Below are 21,436 nucleotides of genomic sequence, written 5' to 3' on the forward strand. Positions count from 1 at the left end.
CGTCGTCCAGCGGGGGCCGTGGTGCACGAGGACCGTGCCCCCCCGGCGCCACGGAACGACGCACGCCGGGCCGGGTCAGGGCAGGCCGGCGAACCGGCCTGCCCGTACGCCGAGTTCAAGGCAGAAGCAGGATCTTGCCGCGCGTACGACGGGACGCCAGCTCGTCGTGGGCCGCAGCCGCGGCGTCGAGCGGGAAGGTGGCGTGTACCCGCAGGCGCAGCCGTCCGGCGACCACGTCGTCGAACACCGCCGAGGCGCGGCGGCGCGTCTGCTCAGGGGTGCGGTCGTAATGACTGAGCGACACCTTGGTGAGGAACAGCGATCCGTACGAGTTGAGCAGCTGCGGGTCGACCGGATCGACCGCTCCGCTGACCTGGCCGTAGAGCACGATCGTGCCACCCGGCCGAAGGCAGGCGAGCCCGTCGGTGAAGGTGTCCCGTCCGACGGCGTCGTACACCACGTCGACGCCCCGTCCTGCGGTGAGCTCGCGGACCTGGGCGGGAAACGACGTGCGGCTGTAGTTGATCACATGGTGGGCGCCGGCGGCGAGCGCCGCCGGCGCCTTGTCGTCGCGGGAGACCGTACCTATGACGGTCGCGCCGCGCCGTGCGGCGAACTGGCACAGCATCCCGCCGACGCCGCCGGCGGCCGAGTGCACCAGACAAACGGCGCCCTCGGACGGCGCGTACACGTCCGTGGTCAGCAGGTGCGCCGTCATGCCGTGAATAAGGGCTGCCACCGCGTCGGTGAGGCTCAACCCGTCGGGCACGGGCACCAGCCGTGCCGCCGGTACCAGGCAGTGGGTCGCGTACGAGCCCGGCTGCCCCATCCACGCGACCCTGTCCCCGACCCCGACACCGGTGGCCCCCGCGCCGACCGCGACCACCGTTCCGCTCCCCTCGAATCCGGGGGTGAAAGGCAGGGACACCGGGTAGACGCCACTGCGCTGGTACAGGTCCACGACGTTGACACCCGCGGCCGCGACGCGGACGAGAACGTCACTCGCCGACACCTGGGGAAGGTCGGTATCGCGGACGGTCAGGACCGCCGGGTCGCCGTACGCCTGCATGACCACCCGTCGCGGGACCGTGCCCGCGCCCGTCCGCGGCGGCTCGGGTGTTTCCGCGGATGTCATCAGCCACCCGCCATCGGCGCGATGATGGTCACGACAGCATTGGGCCCGACCGAGGCGGCGGCCCGCTGGTGCCGGGGGATCATCTCGTCGTCGACGCACATGTTGAGATAGCGCAGCGGCTCGCCGTCCGCGTCGAGCAGCCGCCGACCGAACTCCGGGTGACGCGCGGCGAATTCCCGGATGACGTCGTCCAGCGGGCCGGACGTGCCCTCGAAGTCGGTCCGGCCCTGCGGGGTCCAGACGGCGGGCACCACGATTCTGACCATGTTTCTCCTCGAATCTAGACGTCGGAGGCGCAGCGGAAGCCGTGCGCGAAGCTGGACCAGCCGTCGGGGTCCCCGTGCATCCGCTCGCTGCACCTGACCTGGTAGCGGAAGTTCATCCACGAGCCGCCGCGGATAACGCGGTACCTGCCCATCGCCATCCGCACCGTCGGGTCGCACCGGGTGCTGTCGTCGTAGAGGCGCGACAGTGTCGAGGTCCACTCGTAGACGTTGCCGGCCATGTCCGCACAGCCGAAAGGGCTGTCGCCACGGCCACGGAAGGACCCGACCGGGGACGTACGGGGAACCGGCCCGATCCGTTCGCACTCGGCCCGCCACCACTCCTGCCACGCCGACAACGAGTGCAGCTGGCCGGCGTGCAGTTCCGCGGTGTTGGCGGCTTCGACGTCCCACTCGTCGCCCCAGGGCCAGATGCGGAAGTCGGGTCCCCGGGCGGCGAACTCCCACTCGGCCTCGGTGGGCAGCCGCCGACCGGACCAGCGGGCGAACTCGTTCGCGTCACGCCATGAGACGTGGACGACGGGATGGTCGTCGAAGTCGGGACCTCCGGTGCCCGGGCCGCCCGGAGCGCACCAGGTGACTCCTTCGCGCTCGTTCCAGCCCTGCTCCGTGTAGACCAGGCCGAAGCCCCGCCGCTCCGCCTCGGTCCGGTAGCCGGTGTCCCGCACGAACCGGGCGTATTCGCCGACGGTGACCGGGAACCGGTCGATGCGGAACGGCTTGACGACGGTGGTCACCTGCGGGGTCTCGTCGGCGAACCACAGCCGGGGCAGCGGTTGGTCGGCCGCCTCGAGCCAGTCGATCATCCAGTCCGGACTTCCCTGCCGGAACGCACCGCCCGGTATCCGGCACATCTCGCCCATCGCGTCCCCAGCCTTCTGCCGCCGGACCGGTGCCTGCACCGGATCCGGATCCGCATCGTGGATCAATCATCACGACGGTTTCGGGCTGCCGGCACCTCTCGCTGTGCGGGGCACGGCGGCACCGCCGGCGGGTCCGGGGGGGTCAGCGCCGGCTGCCCATGCCTAGCAGGACGGCCGCCAGGAAGTCGATCTCGGCGCGGGTGTTGTAGAGATGAACCGACACACGGACCGTGCCCGACAGGCCGTACCGCCGACAGACCGGGGCCGCGCAGTGCCGGCCGACGCGCACCTGGATGCCGTGCAGGTCCAGGTACCGGCCCACCTGGGCGGGCTCGAAGCCGTCGAGGACGAAGGAGATGACTCCCCCACGGTCGGCCGGATTCCCTGGCCCGAGGATTCGCAGGCCCTTCACCCCGTCGAGAACACCCAGGGCGTACGCGGTGAGGTCCCGCTCGTGACGACGTACGGCTGCCATGCCGACCGCGCCGAGGTAGTCGACCGCCGCGCCGAGCCCGATCGCCTGCACGATGGGCGGCGTGCCCGCCTCGAACCTCGCCGGGACCGGCAGGAAGGTTGACTCCGTCAGCTCGACGGCAGCCACCATGCCGCCGCCGGCGAGCAGCGGTGGTACGGCGTTGAGTAGCTCTCCCCGCCCCCACAACGCGCCGATTCCGGTCGGCCCGCACATCTTGTGCCCGGTGAAGGCGAGGAAGTCCACGTCGAGCGCCCCGACGTCGACGGGGCGGTGCGGGACCGACTGGGCCCCGTCCAGCAGCGTCAGCGCGCCGACCGAACGAGCCCGGTCCACGATCTCACGGGTAGGGTTGACAGTGCCGAGGATGTTCGACACGTGCACCCAGGAGACCAGCCTCGTCCGCGCGTTGACCACCGTCTCGAGACAGGACAGGTCCAGGTGCCCGTCCCCGTTCAGGGGGATCCACCGCAGGGTGGCTCCGGTGCGCCGGCACAGCAGCTGCCACGGCACGAGGTTCGAGTGGTGCTCCATCTCGGTGACGACGACCTCGTCACCGGGTCCCAACCGGAACCGGGGGTCTCCCGGCGGTCGGGAGTCGCGGGGGACGAAGGCGTGCGCCACGAGGTTGATCGCCTCGGTCGCGTTCCGGGTGAAGACCAGCTCCTCGGTTCGGGCGCCCACGAATGCGGCCACCTTCGCCCGGGCGGCCTCGTAGGCGGCGCCGGCCTGTGCCGCCAGGGTGTGCGAGGCGCGTCCGACGTTGGCGTGGTGCCCGCGGTGGTGCCGATGCAGCGCGTCGAGCACCTGCCTGGGCGCCTGGGAACTGCTGGCCGAATCCAGATAGACGAGGTTGCGCCCGTTGACCTGGCGGCCCAGTATCGGGAAGTCGGCTCGCACCCGCTCCACGTCGTACGTCGGCGAGGTCACCGCCGGCCCTCCTGAAGCTCACATCCGGTCCGCCAGGCCAGGCGCACGGTGATTGCCTGCGCGCGGCGCCGGCTGGGGCCGGTCACGTCGCACCGGTCAGCGTCCCGCCAGGCGGCGGAGCCAGCTCTGCGTGACGTGGCGTCCATAGTTCCTCCGAGGTCTCCTCGCGGCGCTTGTGGGACGGCTCGGGCTGGTCCACCGCGCGGCCGTCGCATCGTCAGCGCGCCTGAGGCGACCCTGCCATCACGACGCGGCGCCGACACCTCCCCCCGTGCCCGGAGGTCTCGGCGCTCGGTCGAGGTCGACGCCGCGGCCGCGGCGCACGTCCGCCCGGCACGGGCTCGGGGTCCCGCACTCTGGAAGGTGAACCGGCCCTATTGATCCGCTTCGATAGAGATAGCCCTGACGGCAGTAGATGACTGGTGTCGGCAGGTGCACGAGGGGGCGGGCGGGCAGCCGCCCCCTCTTCGCGTGTCCGGACGGCGGCCCGGGAGCCCGGCGCGGTGGCCCGTGCCGCCGTCGAACGCCGCTGCGCGGCGGTCCACGGCGATGTCGAACGCCGGTGCGCAGCGGACAGCCACCGCGCGGATCCCGGCCTGGACCGAGATGCGCGGTGGCTGTGGCTGGAGCGCCGTCAGGCGCCTTCGCTGGGGCTGTTCTGATAGGCGGCCAGGAGCCAGGCGCCGTCGCGCTTCACCATCAGCCAGGACGCGCGGATGGCGCGTTCCTTCGCGACGGTCGTCTCGCCGGGCGCGAGCACACCACCCTCGGTGAGCACGATGGCGACCTCGCCGTTGAGGAAGCGGACGTTGATGGGCTGGCCCGTGACTCGCGTGCCCTGGTACGGGCCCGCGAACGCCTCCCGCATGAAGGCGACGATGGCGTCGCGGCCCGTCAGGAACAGGCCCGGCAGGACCATGGTGCCGTCATCGACGAAGACCGCCCCGAAGGCCTCGGCGTCGTGCTCGGCCCACGCCGCCACGATCCTGCTCGGTAGTGCCGCGATCGCGGCGTGGTCGGCCGGGCTGGCACGGAAACTCTGGCTGGTTGCGGACACGGTGGTCTCCTCCTGCTGTTGTGGACGTGTTGGTCAGACGTAGAGGGTGTTCGGCCCCAGCCCGCTGAGCAGGCGGCCGTACAGCTCCGCGTTGGTGTCTGGGTGCATGAGCGCGTGCATGCTCAGCGCCTGGATGTCCCGGCGGATGCGCTGCATCGGGTTGTCGAGGTAGATGGAGGAGCCGCCGCTGGCGTTGGCCAGGATCTCGACGGCCTCCTGGGAGCGTCGGACGGCCGCGCCCATGTCGGCCCGCGCCAGCACCCGCTCCGGCATCGTCCACTCCGCCCGCTCGGTCGCCTTCCGGTCCACAGTTCCGGCGAGCCGGTGCGCGTGGAACTCCGCCTCGTCGATCAGCATGGCCGCCTCGGCGAGGTGGAGGTGCGTGATGGGTGCTTCGCGCTGACTGGCGTAGTCGGTGTAGGTGATCTTGCGGTCTTCGAGCCGCTGGGTGAACACGTCCATGGCGGCCTTGGCGAGACCGAGCGCTACACCCACCGACGACGCGGAGGCCACCGGAAGCAGCGGCACCTGGTAGATCCCGCTGGCGGCGTTGGCCTGTGACGCGCCCTGTCCCTGCAGCACCGCGCCCAGCGGCAGGAAGCGGTCCTGCGGCACGAAGACGTCCTGGGCGACCGTGCTGACGCTGCCGGTGCCCTTCAGCCCCGACGTGTGCCAGTCGTCGATGATGTGCAGGTCCGTGGTGGGGACCAGCGCGATGACGGGCATGGGCTCGGCCTCCGGCGCGATAAGCACCGCGATGATCACCTGCCACCGACTGTGCAGGGCGCCGGTGATGAAGCCCCACTTGCCGTTGACGACGATCCCACCCTCCGTCGGAGCGGCCATCGCACTGGGGCTGAGCGTTCCGCAGATACGCGCGTCGGGACTGGCGAAGACCTGATCCTGGACGTGGTCCGGGAAATGAGACGCCATCCAGGTCGGAATCCAGTAGACCGAAGCCGTCCAGGCGGTCGATCCGTCCCCCCGGGCGAGCGTCGCGGCGACGTCGACGAGCGTACGGGTGTCGCACTCGTAGCCGCCGTACCGCGCCGGCGTGCGCAGCCGGAAGATGCCGGCGTCGGTCAGGGCGGCGACGGCCTCGTCGTGCACCCGCCGGTTCTCCTCGTTCCACGCCGAGAACTTCTGCAGGGTCGCAACGAGGTCGGATGCTCGGCGGAGCACCTCGGCACGCCCAGGTTGGTCGTTGGTCAACTCATGCCTCCTTGTGGACGATCGGCTCGCAGAGCCGCGACAGGGGGTGCGCTCCGCCGCGGATCATCCGCCGCGGCGCAAAATCATCGAGCAGGGTCGATCATGGTCACGCCACGATCGCACGGTCGGGCCGACGGCCACATCTCCCGTGTTGCGGCGGGCGGCAACGCTCCGGGACCCGCACCGCTTTCGACGGCGCGGTTTCCCGCAGGGGCGCCCCGGGCGTCAGGCCGCACGGCCGAGGGCCGCGCCCCATCCGGATCGGCGGACCGGGGCGATGGTGCGGGCGTCGGGCAGTGCGAGCAGCATCGGCGGGTCGCAGAGGCGGGCGGGACCGAGCCGTACGACGACATCCAGGGTCTTCTGCTCCGGTCCGATCCGGAAGGGGCCGTGGCTGCCGAACTGGGAGACGTCGTCATTCTCGCCGCCAGCGCCACGCCCCGGCCCCACACCCTGGCAGAGCAGGTACCACGTGCCCTCGGGAACCTTGTCCAGCACGAACCGCCCCGGGCCCGGCAGCATGGCGCAGCTCGTCGGCTGTCCCTCGGGTATCCGGCTCTTGAAGAGGCCGAGGAAGATCGCGTCGAGCGCCACCGGCGAGCAGGGCGAGACCACGCCGGCTACCACGCCGTCGGCGGCTTCGACGCTGCGTTCGGGCTTTGTCGCCCCGAGGCGAGGAACTGCGCCCCCGCAACGGCGGTATTCGATGGGTGAAACGCCGACGCTGCGGGTGAAGCGGGAGCTGAACGTGCCCACGCTGTTGTATCCGACGTGCACGCTGATGTCGGCCACGTTCATGGACGTCGACAGCAGCAACGTCTTCGCACGCTGGAGCCGCAGGGCCGACAGGAATCGACCCGGCGAAATGCCGGTGATCCTCTGAAAGACCCGAGTGTAGTGGAATTTGCTGAACATGGCGGCACGCGCCATGTCGTCCACCGTCAACTGCTCGCCGAGGTTCTCATGCATCAGGATTATGGAACGCTCGACAGCATCAACGAAATGATTGTTCATCACGTCTCCCAGGCCGACGACGCCACCATGTCGCCATCATCAAAAGGGCGCGAAACACGCCCGGACACATTCCGAGAAATGGTCCGGGATTCACTGATCCCGGTTTCCGAGGGCTACGGGCTGCACCTCTTCGACGGTCAACCGCAGGTGCGCCGGGAGCGGAACATCCGGTCCGCCCACCCAGCCCCGCGGATGGTTACCCTTCGGACAGTCTCACCTGCCGACCCGACCGCCCAGAACGAGGCGAAGCGGGCCGGGGGACGGTGTCGAATGTCGAACTGCGACCGCCATCTGGCACGTTCACTCCCTCTTCGATCTCCGCACGTCTTCCACCTGCGATTGCGGTAATCCTCTCGGGACGGGAAGAGAGCGGCATCTTGAAAAGTGCTGTCAATACGGCACGCTTGAAGAAAGGTTCCGTGCGCAGAATCACGCCTGTTGAGCATTCCTTGAGAAATTGGGCCCCGGAGCGCGGGCCGCGCATGCGCCACGCGTGGGCCAACGCGACCGGGAATCGTCACCGACAGTCGCTGCACCTCGTGGACGCTCCGTAGATTCGAATCGACGACGGAGCACACAAAAGTCTGTTAACCGGTGACGGACGGTGTTAACGCGACGGGCATGGGCCGCTGAGCCGCCACTCAGCGCAACTGGCCTTCGGTCGTCACGCGATGACAGACTGTGATGAGGGCCGAACGTCCCATTAGACAGCACGCCAGCGGCAAACGCTATAGCCCTCCTTGCCGTAGCGGGGCGGCAGGGACGCGCCGCCACGCCCGATCGTTCGCGCCGAGGAGAGCGGGCGTGGCCGCCAGGCCGCCCGCCGGCCGAACGGCAGCGTCCCGCAGGCCGACTGGCAGCTCGCAGGCCGACAGCCCACGAGCAGCCGGCGTGAGGCGCCGTCTGCTCGCGAGCCGCGGAGGCGACGGGCCGGCCGGGATCGACGACCGGCCGGCGTCACGTCATGCCCTCCCGGACGCACCCACCGGCACGCTCCCGGCTGCGCTCGCCCGACTGCCGCCAGGGCGACGCAGCCAGATGATCCACCACATCACGCCCCGGACGAGACAGACGATAGTGACCGCGAAGAACAGCGTGTAGACGACGTTGAAGGCGATCAGGATCCCGTAGACCGCAGCGACGCCGGAACCGAAGGCGAACTGGTTCCAGCCCTTGGTCGGCGTGGTGCCGGGATCGGTGATCATGTAGTTGGTGAACAGGACGAAGGCCACTCCGGTCATCGGCACCAGCGCGCCCCACAGCGCCACGTCGAGCGTCCAATGCCGGACCAGCGCTTGAATGACGAACCCGCCCACCCATCCGAGGATGAGCGGCACCTTCTTGGTCAGCAGGGCGTTGAGGACCGTGCCGGAGGTGATGATGACGAGCGGGATGACGATGCTGATCGCATCGGGGACGTGCTCCGTGAAGTGGTACGGCGGGGCGACGTTCACCCATGGGAACACCAGCAGTGCCGCCGAGATGCCGAGGTTGGACGGATTCATGAAGTGCCGCATCCGCCCGTTGATAGGCGCGCGGAGCAGCGCCTTCTGACCGATCGCGACGAGGACCGCGAATGCGATGGGCCAGAAGCGGTCGTTGGCGTACAGGAGCATGTTGGCAGCGAGGGCGGTGATGTGTGTCGGCAGCAGGAACGTGTACATCCCCCGCAGCCCGCCACCGGCGAACTCCGGTCGACGCCGGTGCATGGCAGCGGTAACCCACTCGATCAAGATCTCCGCCGAGTAGCCGACCAGGAGTGCGAAGATGGGCCAGGTCCACGGCTGTTCGAAGCCGAGGACGGTGTAGCCGAGGATGTTGAAGACGGTCATCGAGATCGCGAAGTTGCGTAGTGCGATGTAGCGCGGATCCCGGGGTGCCGCCGAGGTCGGAGGGTTCGCCGACGGCGGGTCACCGCCGGTGCGTCGCGGGCCCGCCGAGCCGACGGGCCTGTCGATGGACCGCGTGCTCATCGCCCACTCACCTCCCGCACCTGGTCCGTGAGCATCAGGCTGTGCCAGCCGCGGGTCATCTCCTGCGTCTGAGCGTGGACGACGCCGTCGAGGTCTCGCCACGTCACCTCGACCGAGACCGGCTGGTCGCCGATCTCGCCGAGTCCGACCACGATCTCGAAGCTACGTTTCCCGGAGTGCCCGCCACCCCCGTCGAGCTGGGCCAGGCGGGTCCGGCCATCCGCGGTCCGGACGCGGACCTGGGCGCCGTAGGCGGGAGTGCCGACCGCGTCGTCGGCGGCGGCGGGTCGGTACAGCCGCAGGCCGATGAAGTCGCCGAGATCGCCGGTGGTGTTGCGGTAAAAGGTGGGAGGTCCCCACTGCCGTGCGACGGCGAAGTCCTGGCTGCCGTTGCCGTCGACGTCCGCGACGGCGACGCCGCGGCTCGGGGTGTCGTCTGTCATGCCGAGCTCGCTGCCGACGTTGACGTACCGGCCGTTGCCCTCGGGCACCCAGAAGGCGACGGGCTGCGAGCCGGCGATGTCGTCACCCGGTCCGGCGTTGGGCCACATCGCCGGATCCCGCAGCATCAGGTCGTTGGCCATCGCCAACTCCTGCAGCCAGGCCCAGCGGTTCAGGCTGCCCTTGACGAACCCGTTGGTCTGCACGACCTCAACGGCGCCGTTGTTGTCGAAGTCCGCCATCTTCGCGTCCCAGCCCCAGCCGGACCAGGCAAGGTTGCGTTCGGCTGCCACGTTCACGTACGGGGCTCTGCCGTCACGCATCATCGACCCGGCAGCCTGCGGGCTGGCGGCCGTGTTGCGCCAGACGAACGTGCTCTCCTCAAGCCCCCAGGACGTCGTGATGTTGCTGACGAAGGCGTCGAAGCGCCCACTGCCGTCCAGGTCACCAAACTCGATGGACATGCCCTTGAACGAGTCGTGACCGAGGACCAGCGACTTCGGCGTGAACGGATCACGCTCGCCCTCGACGAGCTCGAACCGGATCCGCCCGGGGACCGACCGGTTGTGGAAGAAGCGATCGTTACCGAAGTCGTTGGCCAGGTACAACTCGGGCAGGAGATCGCCGTCGAGGTCGGCCGAGGCCGCACCCAGCGTCCAGCCGGTGGCCACCGCTGGGTCCAGGGCCTTCTGTTCCTCGTACGTGACCGACGGCTGCTGCCCGGCGCGGGCGGCGGTCCACCGCAGGATGTGGGCGCCGCCCGCGTTGCGGGCGTGCGACATCGAGTGGTTCATCTGAACGCCCGCCAGCCCCTCCGGGTCGAGCACACGGGAGTCGGGGAAGTAGTTGAAGATTCCGATGTCGACGTGCCCGTCCCCGTCGAAGTCCGCGACGGACACGGCGTTGGTGTTCCAGAGTTGCCCGTCGTAGTCGCCGTCGCCGGCGCCGCGCTGACCGACGAGTTCGGTCGGCAGGAAGCTGCCCAGGCTCAACGCGCCCCGTCCACCGCGGTGCATGAACAGGACCGGGGTCCGGCCCCAGTAGTAGACAAGGAGGTCGGTCCACCCGTCCTCGTTGAAGTCGCCGGGGACGCACCCCATCGGCGCCATCGCCGAGTGCACCGGCAGCGGCGCGGGGTCGACGACGAAGGGCTGGTAGACGTTCCCACTGCCGGGCGCGGGCGTGACGATCACGCTGTCGCTGCGGGTGTCGACCAGGCACATGTCGTTGGCCACGCCACCACCGTCCAGGTCGTTGATGGCGACGGCGGCACCGACGGAGGAGACCCATGACCGGATGTGTTCGTACTGAGGGTTGACGGCACGGACGGTGCGCACGGGCAGCCCGGGCGGCAGCACGATGGGCAACTCCGTGAACTCGAACTGCGACGCCAGGCTCGCCCGGTCTGCCGCCGACGCTGACGGCAGGCGGGCGACGGCATATGAGCCGGCCAACAGAGCGAGCACCATGATCGCGGGTATTAGTCGGCGTAGAACGCCAACCGGTTGCGGTGCCAACGGCTCCTCCTCGGAATAGGCAGCGCCGGTACGACGACATCGCGCTGCGCCGAATTGCGACGGTTCGAGACCACCGCTGCCGCCCGTTCGGCGTACGAAGATTCCGTCACGACCATCCGAGTCGGTACGCGTGTCGGCCGCGTTGTGGGCGGTGATCGTCGGCGGGCCGTCCGCCTATTTCACGGGAGGACGGTTCTCCTTCCGGGGAGAAACGAGAGGCGGTACGCCCGACAATCAGCGACCCGCATTATCGGAGTGGTCCCGAACCAACAACATCATGGCCGAGGAAAGCGACCAGAGTCTTCTTGCACAATGCCGTGGCGGTTCGCGCCGCCCCGTTGCCGGCGGCGGGCGCTCAGCCGCCGCCGGCACCAGCAGCGGCCAGCGAGGCATGGCGACCGGCCGGCGGCACACCGGCGCTCAGGCGCTGCGCCGGCCCGCCTGCCCGACCAGATGCTCGCGCGCCATTCGGCGCAGCGCCGCCATCGCCGCCTCCAACAGGACCGCCCGCGCGACCACGGTCGCGGCGTCACGCTCCGAGTCCAGGGTCTGCGGCATGGACGCGGCCTCCAGAGCCGCCAGGCGCACTGCGGCCTCGGCGTACGGCACGAAGACGTCCGCGTCGACGTCACCGCTCAACCGTTCGAGAGCGGTGAGCACCCGCGTCAGCGTCCGTCGGCCAGGAGACGTGTCGGCCACCCGCCAGCCCAGCCCGTCCACGAAGGAGTCGACACGGTCTGCGGCGCCGCGCCGCTCCGGCGCCAGGTTCAGGCTGGCGTCCTCGGCGAACAGCGCCTCGTTGACCACCGCGCAGAGCCCGGCGAGCGGCAGCCCCCGGTTGTCGATCGCCTGGAGGACCTCCCGGACCGAGGCCAGACTCATCCGCCCGACGACGATCAGCATGCGGATCAGTCTCAACCGCGACAGGTGGCGTTCGTCGTAGTACAGTTGCCGGCCCGCCGCCCCCGCCCGCCCTGGCTGAAGAAGTCCCTCCCGTAGGTAGTATTTGATGGTCGGCACCGATAGGCCGGACCGACTGCTCAGCTCCCGAATCCTCATCTTCGTCACCACCATGCGTCCGGTTCGCGCAGCTCGGTAGGACGAGCACGTATTCGCTGTTTCGCCCGTTGTGGGCGGCATGGTGGGCACACCTCCCTCGCCACGGCAGTCTTCCCTGCCGCTGCGGCCATCCTTACCGCCGGTATCCGGCCCTCGACTCCGTCGGGCCACCCCGGTACCCGACGCCGCAGCTTGCGCCGTACGGCCCTACCACTTCCGTCGCTTTTGCCAGCGACTAACCGGAAACCGTATCTCCTGGGCCGGATAGCGCAACTATCCATCACTGTCGGTCACCATTCGTCGACGCTCCGCCCATCGAAAAGCAGGCGCATGGTTGCCGGACCGATTTCCGGGCGATAACATCTAGCGACAACATCTTGATCAACAACGACAACCATAAATTCAACAATCACTTCCAACCTACGAATAACTCTGTCGGGCAGCGTTGTCGACGCAGTCGGACAACTCGCGCCCCGACGCTGGGAAGAGGGCGCAATGCTGATAGGCGAGATTGCCGTAAGACGTGCGTTGTGGACCATGCGAGAAAGGCTTGCCGAGCCCCTGACGATCGACGACCTGGCGACCGCGGCCATGTTCAGCCGATATCACTTCTCGCGGCTCTTCCGACGACTCACCGGCATATCACCGGGCCGGTTTCTTGCAGCCATCCGCATCCAGGAGGCCAAACGGCTGCTCATCAACACCTCGCTGACGGTGGCGGCGATCAGCACGTCGGTCGGCTACACCAGCCTCGGCACCTTCAGCTCGCGGTTCCACCGCAGCGTCGGCATATCCCCCGCGGCGTACCGCCGCCACCGCTATCCGGAACCGCTGCCGACGGAGCAGACCGTCCCGGCGAGGGCGGGCGCCACCATCATCGGCGAGGTACGGACGTTCTGCCCGCGCTTCGCCGCGCCGATCTTCATCGGACTGTTCCCCGACGCCATCGCCGAGGGACGGCCGGTGAGCTGGGCCGTCATGGATCGTCCCGGCACTTACCGGCTCTCCGGGGTCGCCCCCGGATCGTGGCATCTCATCGCACACTCCCTGAGGGGCCGCAACGTGCCGGCGAGCGAGCCGGACCGGACCGATCAGGTCACCGCGGTGGCCCGGTACGGGCCGGTCCGGATTGCCGGAGGCGGCAGCATCCAGGCGACCGAGATGACCATGCGCCCGCCGCGGGACTTCGACCCGCCGGCCCTGCTCTCACTCCTCGACCTGCCGCCGCAGGTCGTGCTGAGGATGCGCCAGGATCAGGAGCGTCGTCACGCCATCGCACCCACACCCCTCACCAGCATCGGCAGCCCGGCGCGGATCCTCAGCGAGAGCATCGGCTCCGGGACGACCTGGTGACGGGGCAGCGTCGAGAGCCGAAACTCCCGGGCGATCATCGCCAGCACGAACACCGCCTCCATCATGCCGAGGTTGCTGCCGACGCAGACGCGTGGCCCCGCACCGAAGGGAATGTAGGCGTACCGGGGCCGCTCACGCACGCGGGCCGGGTCGAACCGGTCCGGGTCGAACCGATCCGGCCGCGTCCAGAACTCCGGGTGCCGGTGGAGGGTGTACGGCAGGATCACGACGTCGGACCCGGCGAGCACGTGGTAACCGCCGATCACGTCAGCCGCCACGGACATGCGCGGCAGCAGCCACACCGGTGGGTACAGCCGCATCGCCTCCTCGACCACCATCGTGCTGTATCGGAGGTGGTGCAGATCCTCGTATGCCGGCAGGCGGCCGCCGAGGACCCGGTCCGCCTCCTCGCGGAGCCGCTCCCGCACCTCAGGCTCGTTGTCGATGAGGTACAGGGTCCAGCCCAGGGTGCTCGCGGTGGTCTCGTGGCCGGCGAGGAGCAGCGTCACCAGCTCGTCCCGGAGCCGGCGCCGTGCCACGTGCGGATCCGCCTCCGTCCGGGTGGAGACGACCAACCGGGACAGCACGTCGTCATGTCCGTCCCCCCAGCCCTTCCGTTGCTCGACCAGCTGATCGACCACCCGTTGCAACTCGCGGCGGGCGCGTCGGAACCGCAGCTGGCGGCGCAGCGGTAGCCAGGTCGGCACCGATCCGAGCGAGGCGAGCTCGAACATGGCCTGATCCTGAACGGCGGCGAACTCGTCCCCGATGGAGCCGAACGCGCTCAGGTCCGCGTCGAGCAGGGTCCGGCCGAGCACGCCCAGCGTCAGCCCGGTGAACTCGGACACCACGTCGACCGGGTCGTCGCCACGCCACTGCCGCAGTCGGCGCATCAACTGCTCGGCCTCGACGGCGATGAGGTCGGCGTGCCGCTCCATCCGCCGCGGATGGAAGGCCGGCTGGATCACCTTGCGCTGCTTGCGCCACAGCTCGCCCTCACTGGTCAGTAGACCGTCGCCCAGCGCCCGCCGCGCGTGGACCAGACCGATCCCCTTGCGGTAGTTGTCGCTGTTGTCGGCCAGGACGTGCTTCGCGTAGTCGGGCCGGTTGAAGATGTGCAGGCTCTTGTGCCCCACGGGCAGTCGGACCGCGTCCCCGTACCGGTCGATCGCGTCACTGATCATGCCCAGCCGGTCCCGTGCCATGACGGCCAGCATGCGCAGGGCGGCGTGTCGGGGCGGACCGGGCGGGGACAGCAGTCGGTCGTCCAGCAGCGTCATGACGAGACCTCCCGGTCGGGGCCGACGGCCCGTAGCCGTCCCTTGTGGAACAACAGGGCCTCGTCCTCACCGGGCAGGGCCGTCGTGAGCAGCCGACCCACCACGATCGTGTGGTCCCCCCCGTCGTAGCGCCGCCACAGCTCACACTCGAACCAGGCGAGGGCGTCCGAAATCAGCGGCACCCCGGTCCGCTCCCCCGCGACCGCGGCAACCCGTGCGAACTCCGCTGGCCCCACCGGACGGCGGGAATCAGCGAAGTAGCGCGCAAGCCCCGCATGGCTGGCGGCGAGGACCGAGATACCGAAGTACGCCGCCGTCTCGAGACAGCGGTGCATGATCGTGGTGCGGTCGACGCAGACGAGCACCAACGGCGGGTCGAGCGAGACCGACGTGAACGAGTTGGCGGTCATCCCGTGCGGCTCGTCACCGCCGACGGTCATCACCGTCACGCCGGTGGCGAAGGTGCCGAAGACGCGTCGCAGCGCCCGCCGGGTGTCCACCTCGTCCCTTGTCGGCAGGCCATCCCGGTCACCATCCGGCGCGGCCATCACGCATCCCCCCGAGCCGTGAAAGGCGTCAGCGCCCGGACGAGTGGATCCGGCACCCGCGTCGGCACCGTCCGCGTGTTCGGTCCGCGCATGCAGGCGACCCGCTGCATGCCCCGGGCGACCAGCGTCTCGGCGCCGATGGCGTCCAGGCGCACGTAGTCGAATCCGAACTCGACCTGTGTCTGCGCGAGGTCGACCAGCCGCATCCTGATGGACAGTTCGTCGAAGAGGGCCAGCTCCGCGAAGAACTCGCAGTCAACCCGCAGGGTGAACAGCTTCAGATCGGCCTGCAGGTCGGCCAGCACCTGGGGCGCCCGTTCGCGGAGGAACAACTCCCGGCACCTGCCCTGCCAGCGCAGGTAGTTGACGTAGTAGACGTTGCCAACGAGGTTGGTCTCCTCGAATCCGACTACGTGCCGGTACTCGAAATAGCGCGACATGCTATCGGTCCTCCTTGCTCAACAGGCCGAACACCACCGGTTCCGGCCGGCCACGCAGCGTCGTGACAAAGGTCGCGACGGTGACCCGCCCGGCACTGAGGGCGACCCAGCCGGGCTGCTCGACCGGCAGGACGGTCAGGGTGCCCACCGGCGGTTCCCCGGCCTTCTGCAGGCACTCCATCGCCACCCACACACGGGTCGCCGCCACGTCCCGGTCCTCGCCCGCCTCAGGGTCGGTGAGCAACGGCAGCAGCTCGGCGTGTGCACCGAGCAGGCCACGCCACTCGACCGGCGACCGGGACGCCACCGGCTCCACGTCACACGCGACCGCCGCAGGCGCCAGCGCGCAGACGGTCATCCCCGCCCCGTGGGCGAAGGACACGTCCTGGCCGCCGTCGATCTCCGGCCGGCCGTCGCTGCGGTACCGCACCGGGATCACCCGTCCGGCGGCGTGCGCCAACGCCCGGGCCGAGCGCGACCGACGCAGCGCCCGGAGGTCACCGCCGGCCGACTCGTCGTCGGGTACCACGGCGACAGCCATCCCGGCACCGGTCACGTCGGCGACGACGCGCTGCAGGTACGGGCCCAGCAGCGCGGGTGCCCAGGGCCCCTGTCCGTCCGTCTTGCGGACGGCACGCAGACGCAGTCCCTCCCAGCGTTCGACGACGCTGCCGCCCACGGACCGCAACGCCACGTCGTAGACGTACGTGTCGCCGTCACGTGAGCGTTCGATGGCGCAGTACCTGAACTCCCCCGGCTCGACCGGCCCCCCAGCGGCGTGGATCCGATCGACGCCTACCGGCAGCAACGTGGCGTGCGGCACGCAGACCTGGTTGCCGTGCATGAGCGCGTCCCGGATCCCGGGGTCACCGAGCACCAGCGTGCTCGGGTGGAAGGGCGCGAACCAGTCCACCGACACCATCGCGAGGTCGGCGTCGACCTCGAGGGCCGCCGCCCGGTGGTACCGCAGGACCCGTTGGAATCGCTCGCCCTGGAACAGGACGTCGCCGTAGAGGTCCTCCGCCGGACGCAGCGACACCGCCGGTAGCCCGACCTGACCGGGAGCAGGCGGGCCGTCGGGCACAGGTAGGCCCTCGTAGCGCAGACGTGCCCGGAAGTGCTCGGCGGAGAACCGGGTCTCACTGCTGTGGATGACCACCTCCACCACCTCGTTGTCCGTGACGACCGCGGCGATGCGGATCTGCGTCGTGCCGTCGGGCGGTACGACGATCGGCCGGAGGAACTCCGCGTTCTCGATGACGGGCACGGACGACCGGCCGGTGAGCGCCGACGCCACCTGGGCCATCGCCTCCATGCCGATGACCGCGGGGAAGAGCAGGTTGCCGTCGAGATGGTGGTCCGGCAGGTAGAGGTCGCTGCCCGGGCTCAGCTCCACCTCCGTCACGAGCTCCACGCCGGGGTAGTGGACCAGTGGCCGCTCCAGGAACCGCAGCAGCGGCAGCTGCACCTGCTCGTAGCCGACCGTGTCGATCCCGGAGGTACGTCCGCTGATCACCACGACGGGGGGCACGGCGGGATCCGTGAGCAGGCGACGCAGCAGCTCAACCCCCTGCGTGGGGGTGATCGGCGTGACGCCCTCGCGGGCCAGGCTCTCCACGACCGACAGCCGCTCGCCCATCCCCACGCCCGACCATACGGACCATTCGAGACACACGCTGCGGCACCCGGGATGCTCCGCGCCGAACGCACGGGTCAGCTCGGCCAGCCACTCGTTCGCCGTCGCGTAGTGCGCCTCACCCCGCAGGCCGGCGCGGCCGATGATGCTGCCGAGGGTGACCAACAGCCGCAGGTTCCGCGTTTCGACGGCGTCCAGCACGGCCTGCAGCCCGTCAACCTTCGGAGCGAAGGCACGCTGTAGCGCGGCGAAGTCGAGGTTCCCCAGCGCCGCCGGTTCGTTGATCCCCGCCCCGTGCAGGACGGCGGTCACCGGACCGAGCACCCGACGGACCTCGTCGACCGCGTCACGGACCTGCGCGGGGTCGGTGACGTCCGCCCGGACGTAGTGCGCCGTCACACCGTGGTGCGCCAGCCGCTCCAGGTTCGCCGCCAACTCGGCGTCCCCGGCCGGATCCGACCGGCCGAGGAGTGCGACCCGGGCCCCGGTGTCCACGGCCACCGCCAGCGCGCACTCGGCGGTGATCCCCTTGCCGCCGCCAGTGACGAGCAGCACGTCCGACTCGCCGACGGGCTGGTCGGAACGGTCGGGTCGCACGGGCATGGCGCGCAGCGTCGGCAGCCGCCGGACCCCGTCGTGGTCGTAGTACGCCTCGACGTACCTGTCGGTGCCGCGAACCTCCGCGACGACGTGGTCCGCCCCCTCGACGGTGGGCGGCAGGTGCACGATCGTCACCCGCAGGTGGGGCGCCTCCAGCCGCAGGGTCTTGGCCAGGCCCGCTGCCCCTCTGCCGTGCTGCACGAGCACGAACCGCGTACCCGCATCGCCGGCCAGCGCCACCTGGGCACCCTGGAGAGCGAGTTCGAGGTCAGCAGCCGTGCACCGCGCTGGCAGGCAGACCAGCACCCCGGGGCCCACCTCGGCGTTCTCCAGCCGCTCGACGAGGGCGGCGGCGAACGGGTGGTCCGCTCGGGCGTACCACCGCCAGGAGCCGGCGCCGACAGGTTCCACCGGGTCGGGCACCGGTGCCGGCTCGAGGTCGACGCTCCAGGCCCGGGCCCAGCTGGCCGCTCCCGCCACCGGCGGGGCCGCCTCCGCAGCGTCCTCCCCCGCGCTCGCTCGCAACTCGTCGAGCGTCTCGGCGAGTTCACGCACCGACGCGGTCGCGAAGTTCAACGGGGTACGCGCCGCCGGCACGCCCAGCCGCTCGGCCGCCTCGTTGACGACGTGCCCGACGGTGATGGAACTCAGGTGCAGGTCGTCCAGGAGGCGACTGTCCGGACGCACCATCTCCAGCGGAAGCTCCGCCCGCGCGGCGGCCATCCGACGCAGCAGGTCCACCGTCGCCTCCGCCGGAGCGGCTGCGGGGCCCGCCGGCGTCGGGTCCACCGCCCACGCCGCAGCGGCGGCAGCGCCGCCCACGGGCTCGACGACGGTGGCGCCCTGGCCCCCAATGGCGTCGGTGAGCGGGGCGGCCTCGCAGGGGCTGCTCAGGACAGCGGCCGGCGCGCCCATGTCGATCGGCCGAGCCAGGCGGTCCTCGAACAACCGCTCGGGGATCTCGGCCGCCCCGCGCACGTACGCCGCGGCGACGACCCTCAGCAGGCTCGCCAGCGACTCGTCGTCGGTGTCGAGCGACACCGCCGGAACGTCGGTGGCACCAGCGGCGAGACCTGAGAGCACGCGGCCGGGCCCGACCTCCACAAAGAGGTCAACCTCCTCGGCCGCGGCGGCGACTGCCTGGCTGAACCGGACCGGCTCGGTGATCTGCCGGTGCAGAAGCGAGACCACGTCGGTCGTCGCGGGCAGCAGGCCGCCCGTGACGGTCGAGACGACGCGCCGGTCGACGGGCCCGAGCTCGACACCGATCAGCTCCGCGGCGAACGCGTCAGCGGCCGGCGCAACCAACGGCGAGTGGAACGCGTGGGAGACCGCGAGCGGCACCGCCGTGACCCCGCTGGCCACGGCTCGGCGGCAGACGTCTTCGACGGCGGCCACCACGCCGGAGACGACCGTCTGGCCGGGGCCGTTGTAGCCGCTGACGACGACCGGGAGGTCGCCGACGAGCCGGGCGACGACCTCAGGCGGGGCGGAGATCCCCGCCATCGTGCCCGACGCGCTGTGCCGGGCCATGGCACGGCCCCGCGCCACGGCCAGACGCAGCAGGGTGGACTCGTCCATGACGCCGGCCCAGTGCAGCGCGGTCAGCTCACCGAGGCTGTGGCCGAGCGCCACGGTGGCGTCGACGCCGAGTGCCGACAGCGCGGCCAGGCCAGCGACGGAGCCGGTGACGATGCGTGGCTGCGCGACCTCGGTCGCGATCGTGTCCCCGTCGGATGGCAGCGCCGCGAGCCGGTACGCGGCAGCCACGGCCGGAAGCCGGCGCCGCAGCGCTCCACCGCTGACACCGGTGCCTGATCCCTGGCCCGGGAAGAGGTAACCGATCCGGCCCCGGCCGCCGACCCGACCGAGGAACGCCCGGTCCAGTCCCGACACCAGGGTCGTCTCCCCCGCGTCGATGGCGTCGAGGATCCGGCGGAGCTGGAGTTCGGCGTCCTCGGGGGCGGTGACGACAACGGCCGCCCGATACGGCAGGTCACGCAGGTCATTGCGCAGCGCCACGGCCAGATCGGTGAGCTGACCGTAGGACGCTCCACCGGCGAATGCGGCGACCCGCTCCACACGCTCCCGCAGGGCCGTCCAGGACATGCCGTCCAGCACGAGCAGTTCGGCGTCCTGTGCCCCTGCGGCGAGTGCGCGCATCCGCGCATCGAGCTGCCGCGGCCGCCGGGCACCCGGCTTCTCCAGCACCACGTGGGTGTTGATGCCGCCGAAGCCCATAGCGGTGATGCCGGCGCGCACCCGAGCGTGGGCCGGCCACGGCTCGGCCTCGGAGAGCACCCGCAGGGCCCGGTCAGGCGTGGTGAGCATCTCGTGCGGCTGCGGGCAGCCGAGCGCCGGTGGCAGCACCTCCTGGTGTACCGCCATGGTGGCCTTGATCAGGCCCGCCAACCCGGCAGCCGCCTTGGTGTGGCCGATCATCGCCTTGATCGAGCTGATCACGGCGGGAGCCGCGTCCGGGTTGTCCTTCCGCCGGGCCTGGGACAGGGCAGACAGCTCGGTCGTGTCGCCGATCTTCGTTCCGGTGCCGTGTCCCTCGAACAACGCGACGGTGCCCAGCCCGAACCCCGCCCTCGCGTACGCCCTCTGCAACGCCAGTTGGTAGCCGCCGACCTCCGGTCGGGTAATGCCGCCCCTGCCGTCGGAGGAGATCCCCCAGCCGGCCACGGTGGCGTAGATCCGGTGCCCGGCGCGCCGTGCCTCCTCCTCCCGCATCAGCACGACCATCCCGCAGCCCTCACCCGGCCAGAACCCGTTCGAGTCGCGGTCGTACACCCGCATCTCGCCGGTGGCGAGCGCTCCGGTCTTGGCGAAGCCGATGATCTCGAAGGGATCGATCGAGAGGTCGACCCCGCCCGCGATCGCCACGTCGATGTCACCGTCGACCAGGGCGCGGCAGGCGGTGGTGACCGACAGCAGCGAGGAGGAGCAGGCGCCGTCCACCGTGTAGCCGCCACCCTGGAGGTCGAAGTGGTTGCAGATGCGGCCAGCGATGGTGTTCGACAGGGCTCCGGCGAGGGTGTCCTCGTCGATGGGCGGAAAGGGCCGCTTGTAGTCGACCTCGACACGGTCGAGGAAGTCCGCCAGGCGCTGCTCGCTCCAGTCCACGTCGGCCAACGCGGAGGCGAGCACCCGGCGGACATAGGGCCATCGCAGCCGGAGCTGGTTGGCGCGGGAGAACTCCCCGGTGAGGCTGTTCCCGATGACCACGCCTGTCCGTTCGGTCGGCAGGCCGGCGCCCATGGGGAATCCAGCGTCGGCCAACGCCGCGGCGGCGACATCGAGCGCCAGCCAGTGCGTCAGGTCGGTGGAGCGGAACGTACTGCCCGCGACCTTGAACGCGATCCGGTCGAATTCCCAGCCTTCCAGTAGGGCGGCGTTGCGGGCGTAGAAGCGGTCGGGCGCTGCGGGATCTGCCGACCAGTAGTCGGCGAGCCTCATCCGGCTGTCGGGCAGTCGGCGGAAGGCCCGCCGGCCGGCGACGGCGTTCTCCCACAGTTCCTTCGGGGAGGTCGCATCCGGATACCTGCATGCCATGCCGACGATGGCGATCCTCGTCATGTTGAGCGAATCTCCGATCTGGTCGCGATCGCGACCGCAG

15 protein-coding genes are annotated in these 21,436 nt (G+C 70.3%); 1 reads left to right on the forward strand and 14 read right to left on the reverse strand.

Annotated features, from left to right (window positions below):
* Positions 1 to 115: 115 nt before the first annotated feature.
* From ACGF5C_RS26395 to ACGF5C_RS26440, 10 genes are all read right to left on the reverse strand, one after another.
* Positions 116 to 1,135 (reverse strand): quinone oxidoreductase family protein, encoded by a 1,020-nt coding sequence (locus ACGF5C_RS26395; protein WP_393305798.1) that lies wholly within the window; start codon positions 1,133 to 1,135, stop codon positions 116 to 118.
* Positions 1,135 to 1,401, reverse strand: coding sequence for a MoaD/ThiS family protein (locus tag ACGF5C_RS26400; RefSeq protein ID WP_393305799.1), 267 nt, complete (start codon positions 1,399 to 1,401; stop codon positions 1,135 to 1,137). Before ACGF5C_RS26400 ends, ACGF5C_RS26395 begins: the two co-directional genes overlap by 1 nt.
* Positions 1,402 to 1,415: 14 nt before the next feature.
* Positions 1,416 to 2,282, reverse strand: a complete 867-nt coding sequence (locus ACGF5C_RS26405; protein WP_393305874.1) for a formylglycine-generating enzyme family protein — start codon at positions 2,280 to 2,282, stop codon at positions 1,416 to 1,418.
* A 142-nt stretch (positions 2,283 to 2,424) separates the two neighbouring features.
* Positions 2,425 to 3,684 (reverse strand): aminotransferase class V-fold PLP-dependent enzyme, encoded by a 1,260-nt coding sequence (locus ACGF5C_RS26410; RefSeq protein WP_393305801.1) that lies wholly within the window; start codon positions 3,682 to 3,684, stop codon positions 2,425 to 2,427.
* A 634-nt stretch (positions 3,685 to 4,318) separates the two neighbouring features.
* On the reverse strand, positions 4,319 to 4,741 hold the full coding sequence (locus ACGF5C_RS26415; RefSeq protein ID WP_393305803.1) for an SgcJ/EcaC family oxidoreductase: 423 nt from the start codon (positions 4,739 to 4,741) through the stop codon (positions 4,319 to 4,321).
* Positions 4,742 to 4,774: 33 nt separating this feature from the next.
* Positions 4,775 to 5,953 (reverse strand): acyl-CoA dehydrogenase family protein, encoded by a 1,179-nt coding sequence (locus ACGF5C_RS26420; protein WP_393305805.1) that lies wholly within the window; start codon positions 5,951 to 5,953, stop codon positions 4,775 to 4,777.
* Between the two features lie 225 nt (positions 5,954 to 6,178).
* A complete protein-coding gene (locus tag ACGF5C_RS26425; RefSeq protein ID WP_393305807.1) occupies positions 6,179 to 6,967 on the reverse strand; it encodes a helix-turn-helix domain-containing protein in 789 nt (262 codons plus the stop codon).
* A gap of 962 nt (positions 6,968 to 7,929) precedes the next feature.
* Positions 7,930 to 8,940: an enediyne biosynthesis protein gene (locus ACGF5C_RS26430; RefSeq protein WP_393305809.1), complete on the reverse strand. Its 1,011-nt coding sequence runs from the start codon at positions 8,938 to 8,940 to the stop codon at positions 7,930 to 7,932.
* Positions 8,937 to 10,850 carry a CRTAC1 family protein gene (locus ACGF5C_RS26435; RefSeq protein ID WP_393305876.1) on the reverse strand — a complete coding sequence of 638 codons (1,914 nt, stop codon included), beginning with the start codon at positions 10,848 to 10,850 and terminating at the stop codon, positions 8,937 to 8,939. The genes ACGF5C_RS26430 and ACGF5C_RS26435 overlap by 4 nt, the downstream gene beginning before the upstream one ends.
* 468 nt (positions 10,851 to 11,318) lie before the next feature.
* A complete protein-coding gene (locus ACGF5C_RS26440; RefSeq protein ID WP_393305810.1) occupies positions 11,319 to 12,038 on the reverse strand; it encodes a MerR family transcriptional regulator in 720 nt (239 codons plus the stop codon).
* Positions 12,039 to 12,494: 456 nt separating this feature from the next.
* Between ACGF5C_RS26440 and ACGF5C_RS26445 the strand changes: the two genes are divergently transcribed.
* On the forward strand, positions 12,495 to 13,310 hold the full coding sequence (locus ACGF5C_RS26445; protein WP_393305812.1) for a helix-turn-helix domain-containing protein: 816 nt from the start codon (positions 12,495 to 12,497) through the stop codon (positions 13,308 to 13,310).
* Here the strand turns inward: ACGF5C_RS26445 and ACGF5C_RS26450 are convergent.
* From ACGF5C_RS26450 to ACGF5C_RS26465, 4 genes are read right to left on the reverse strand one after another with little or no spacing between them, the layout of a single operon-like run.
* Positions 13,223 to 14,590, reverse strand: coding sequence for a cytochrome P450 (locus ACGF5C_RS26450; RefSeq protein ID WP_393305814.1), 1,368 nt, complete (start codon positions 14,588 to 14,590; stop codon positions 13,223 to 13,225). The two genes, ACGF5C_RS26445 and ACGF5C_RS26450, sit on opposite strands and share 88 nt — an antisense overlap.
* Positions 14,587 to 15,138 (reverse strand): flavin reductase family protein, encoded by a 552-nt coding sequence (locus tag ACGF5C_RS26455; protein WP_393305816.1) that lies wholly within the window; start codon positions 15,136 to 15,138, stop codon positions 14,587 to 14,589. The genes ACGF5C_RS26450 and ACGF5C_RS26455 overlap by 4 nt, the downstream gene beginning before the upstream one ends.
* The gene (locus tag ACGF5C_RS26460; protein WP_393305818.1) at positions 15,138 to 15,578 is read right to left on the reverse strand and encodes an acyl-CoA thioesterase; all 441 of its coding nucleotides are present in this window, start codon (positions 15,576 to 15,578) and stop codon (positions 15,138 to 15,140) included. The genes ACGF5C_RS26455 and ACGF5C_RS26460 overlap by 1 nt, the downstream gene beginning before the upstream one ends.
* A 1-nt stretch (position 15,579) precedes the next feature.
* Complete coding sequence (locus ACGF5C_RS26465) at positions 15,580 to 21,396, reverse strand: SDR family NAD(P)-dependent oxidoreductase (RefSeq protein WP_393305820.1); 5,817 nt, start codon at positions 21,394 to 21,396, stop codon at positions 15,580 to 15,582.
* Positions 21,397 to 21,436 lie beyond the last annotated feature (40 nt).

It is taken from the genome of Micromonospora sp. NPDC047620 (genome assembly GCF_043205005.1).
In the GTDB taxonomy this organism is placed as follows: domain Bacteria; phylum Actinomycetota; class Actinomycetes; order Mycobacteriales; family Micromonosporaceae; genus Micromonospora.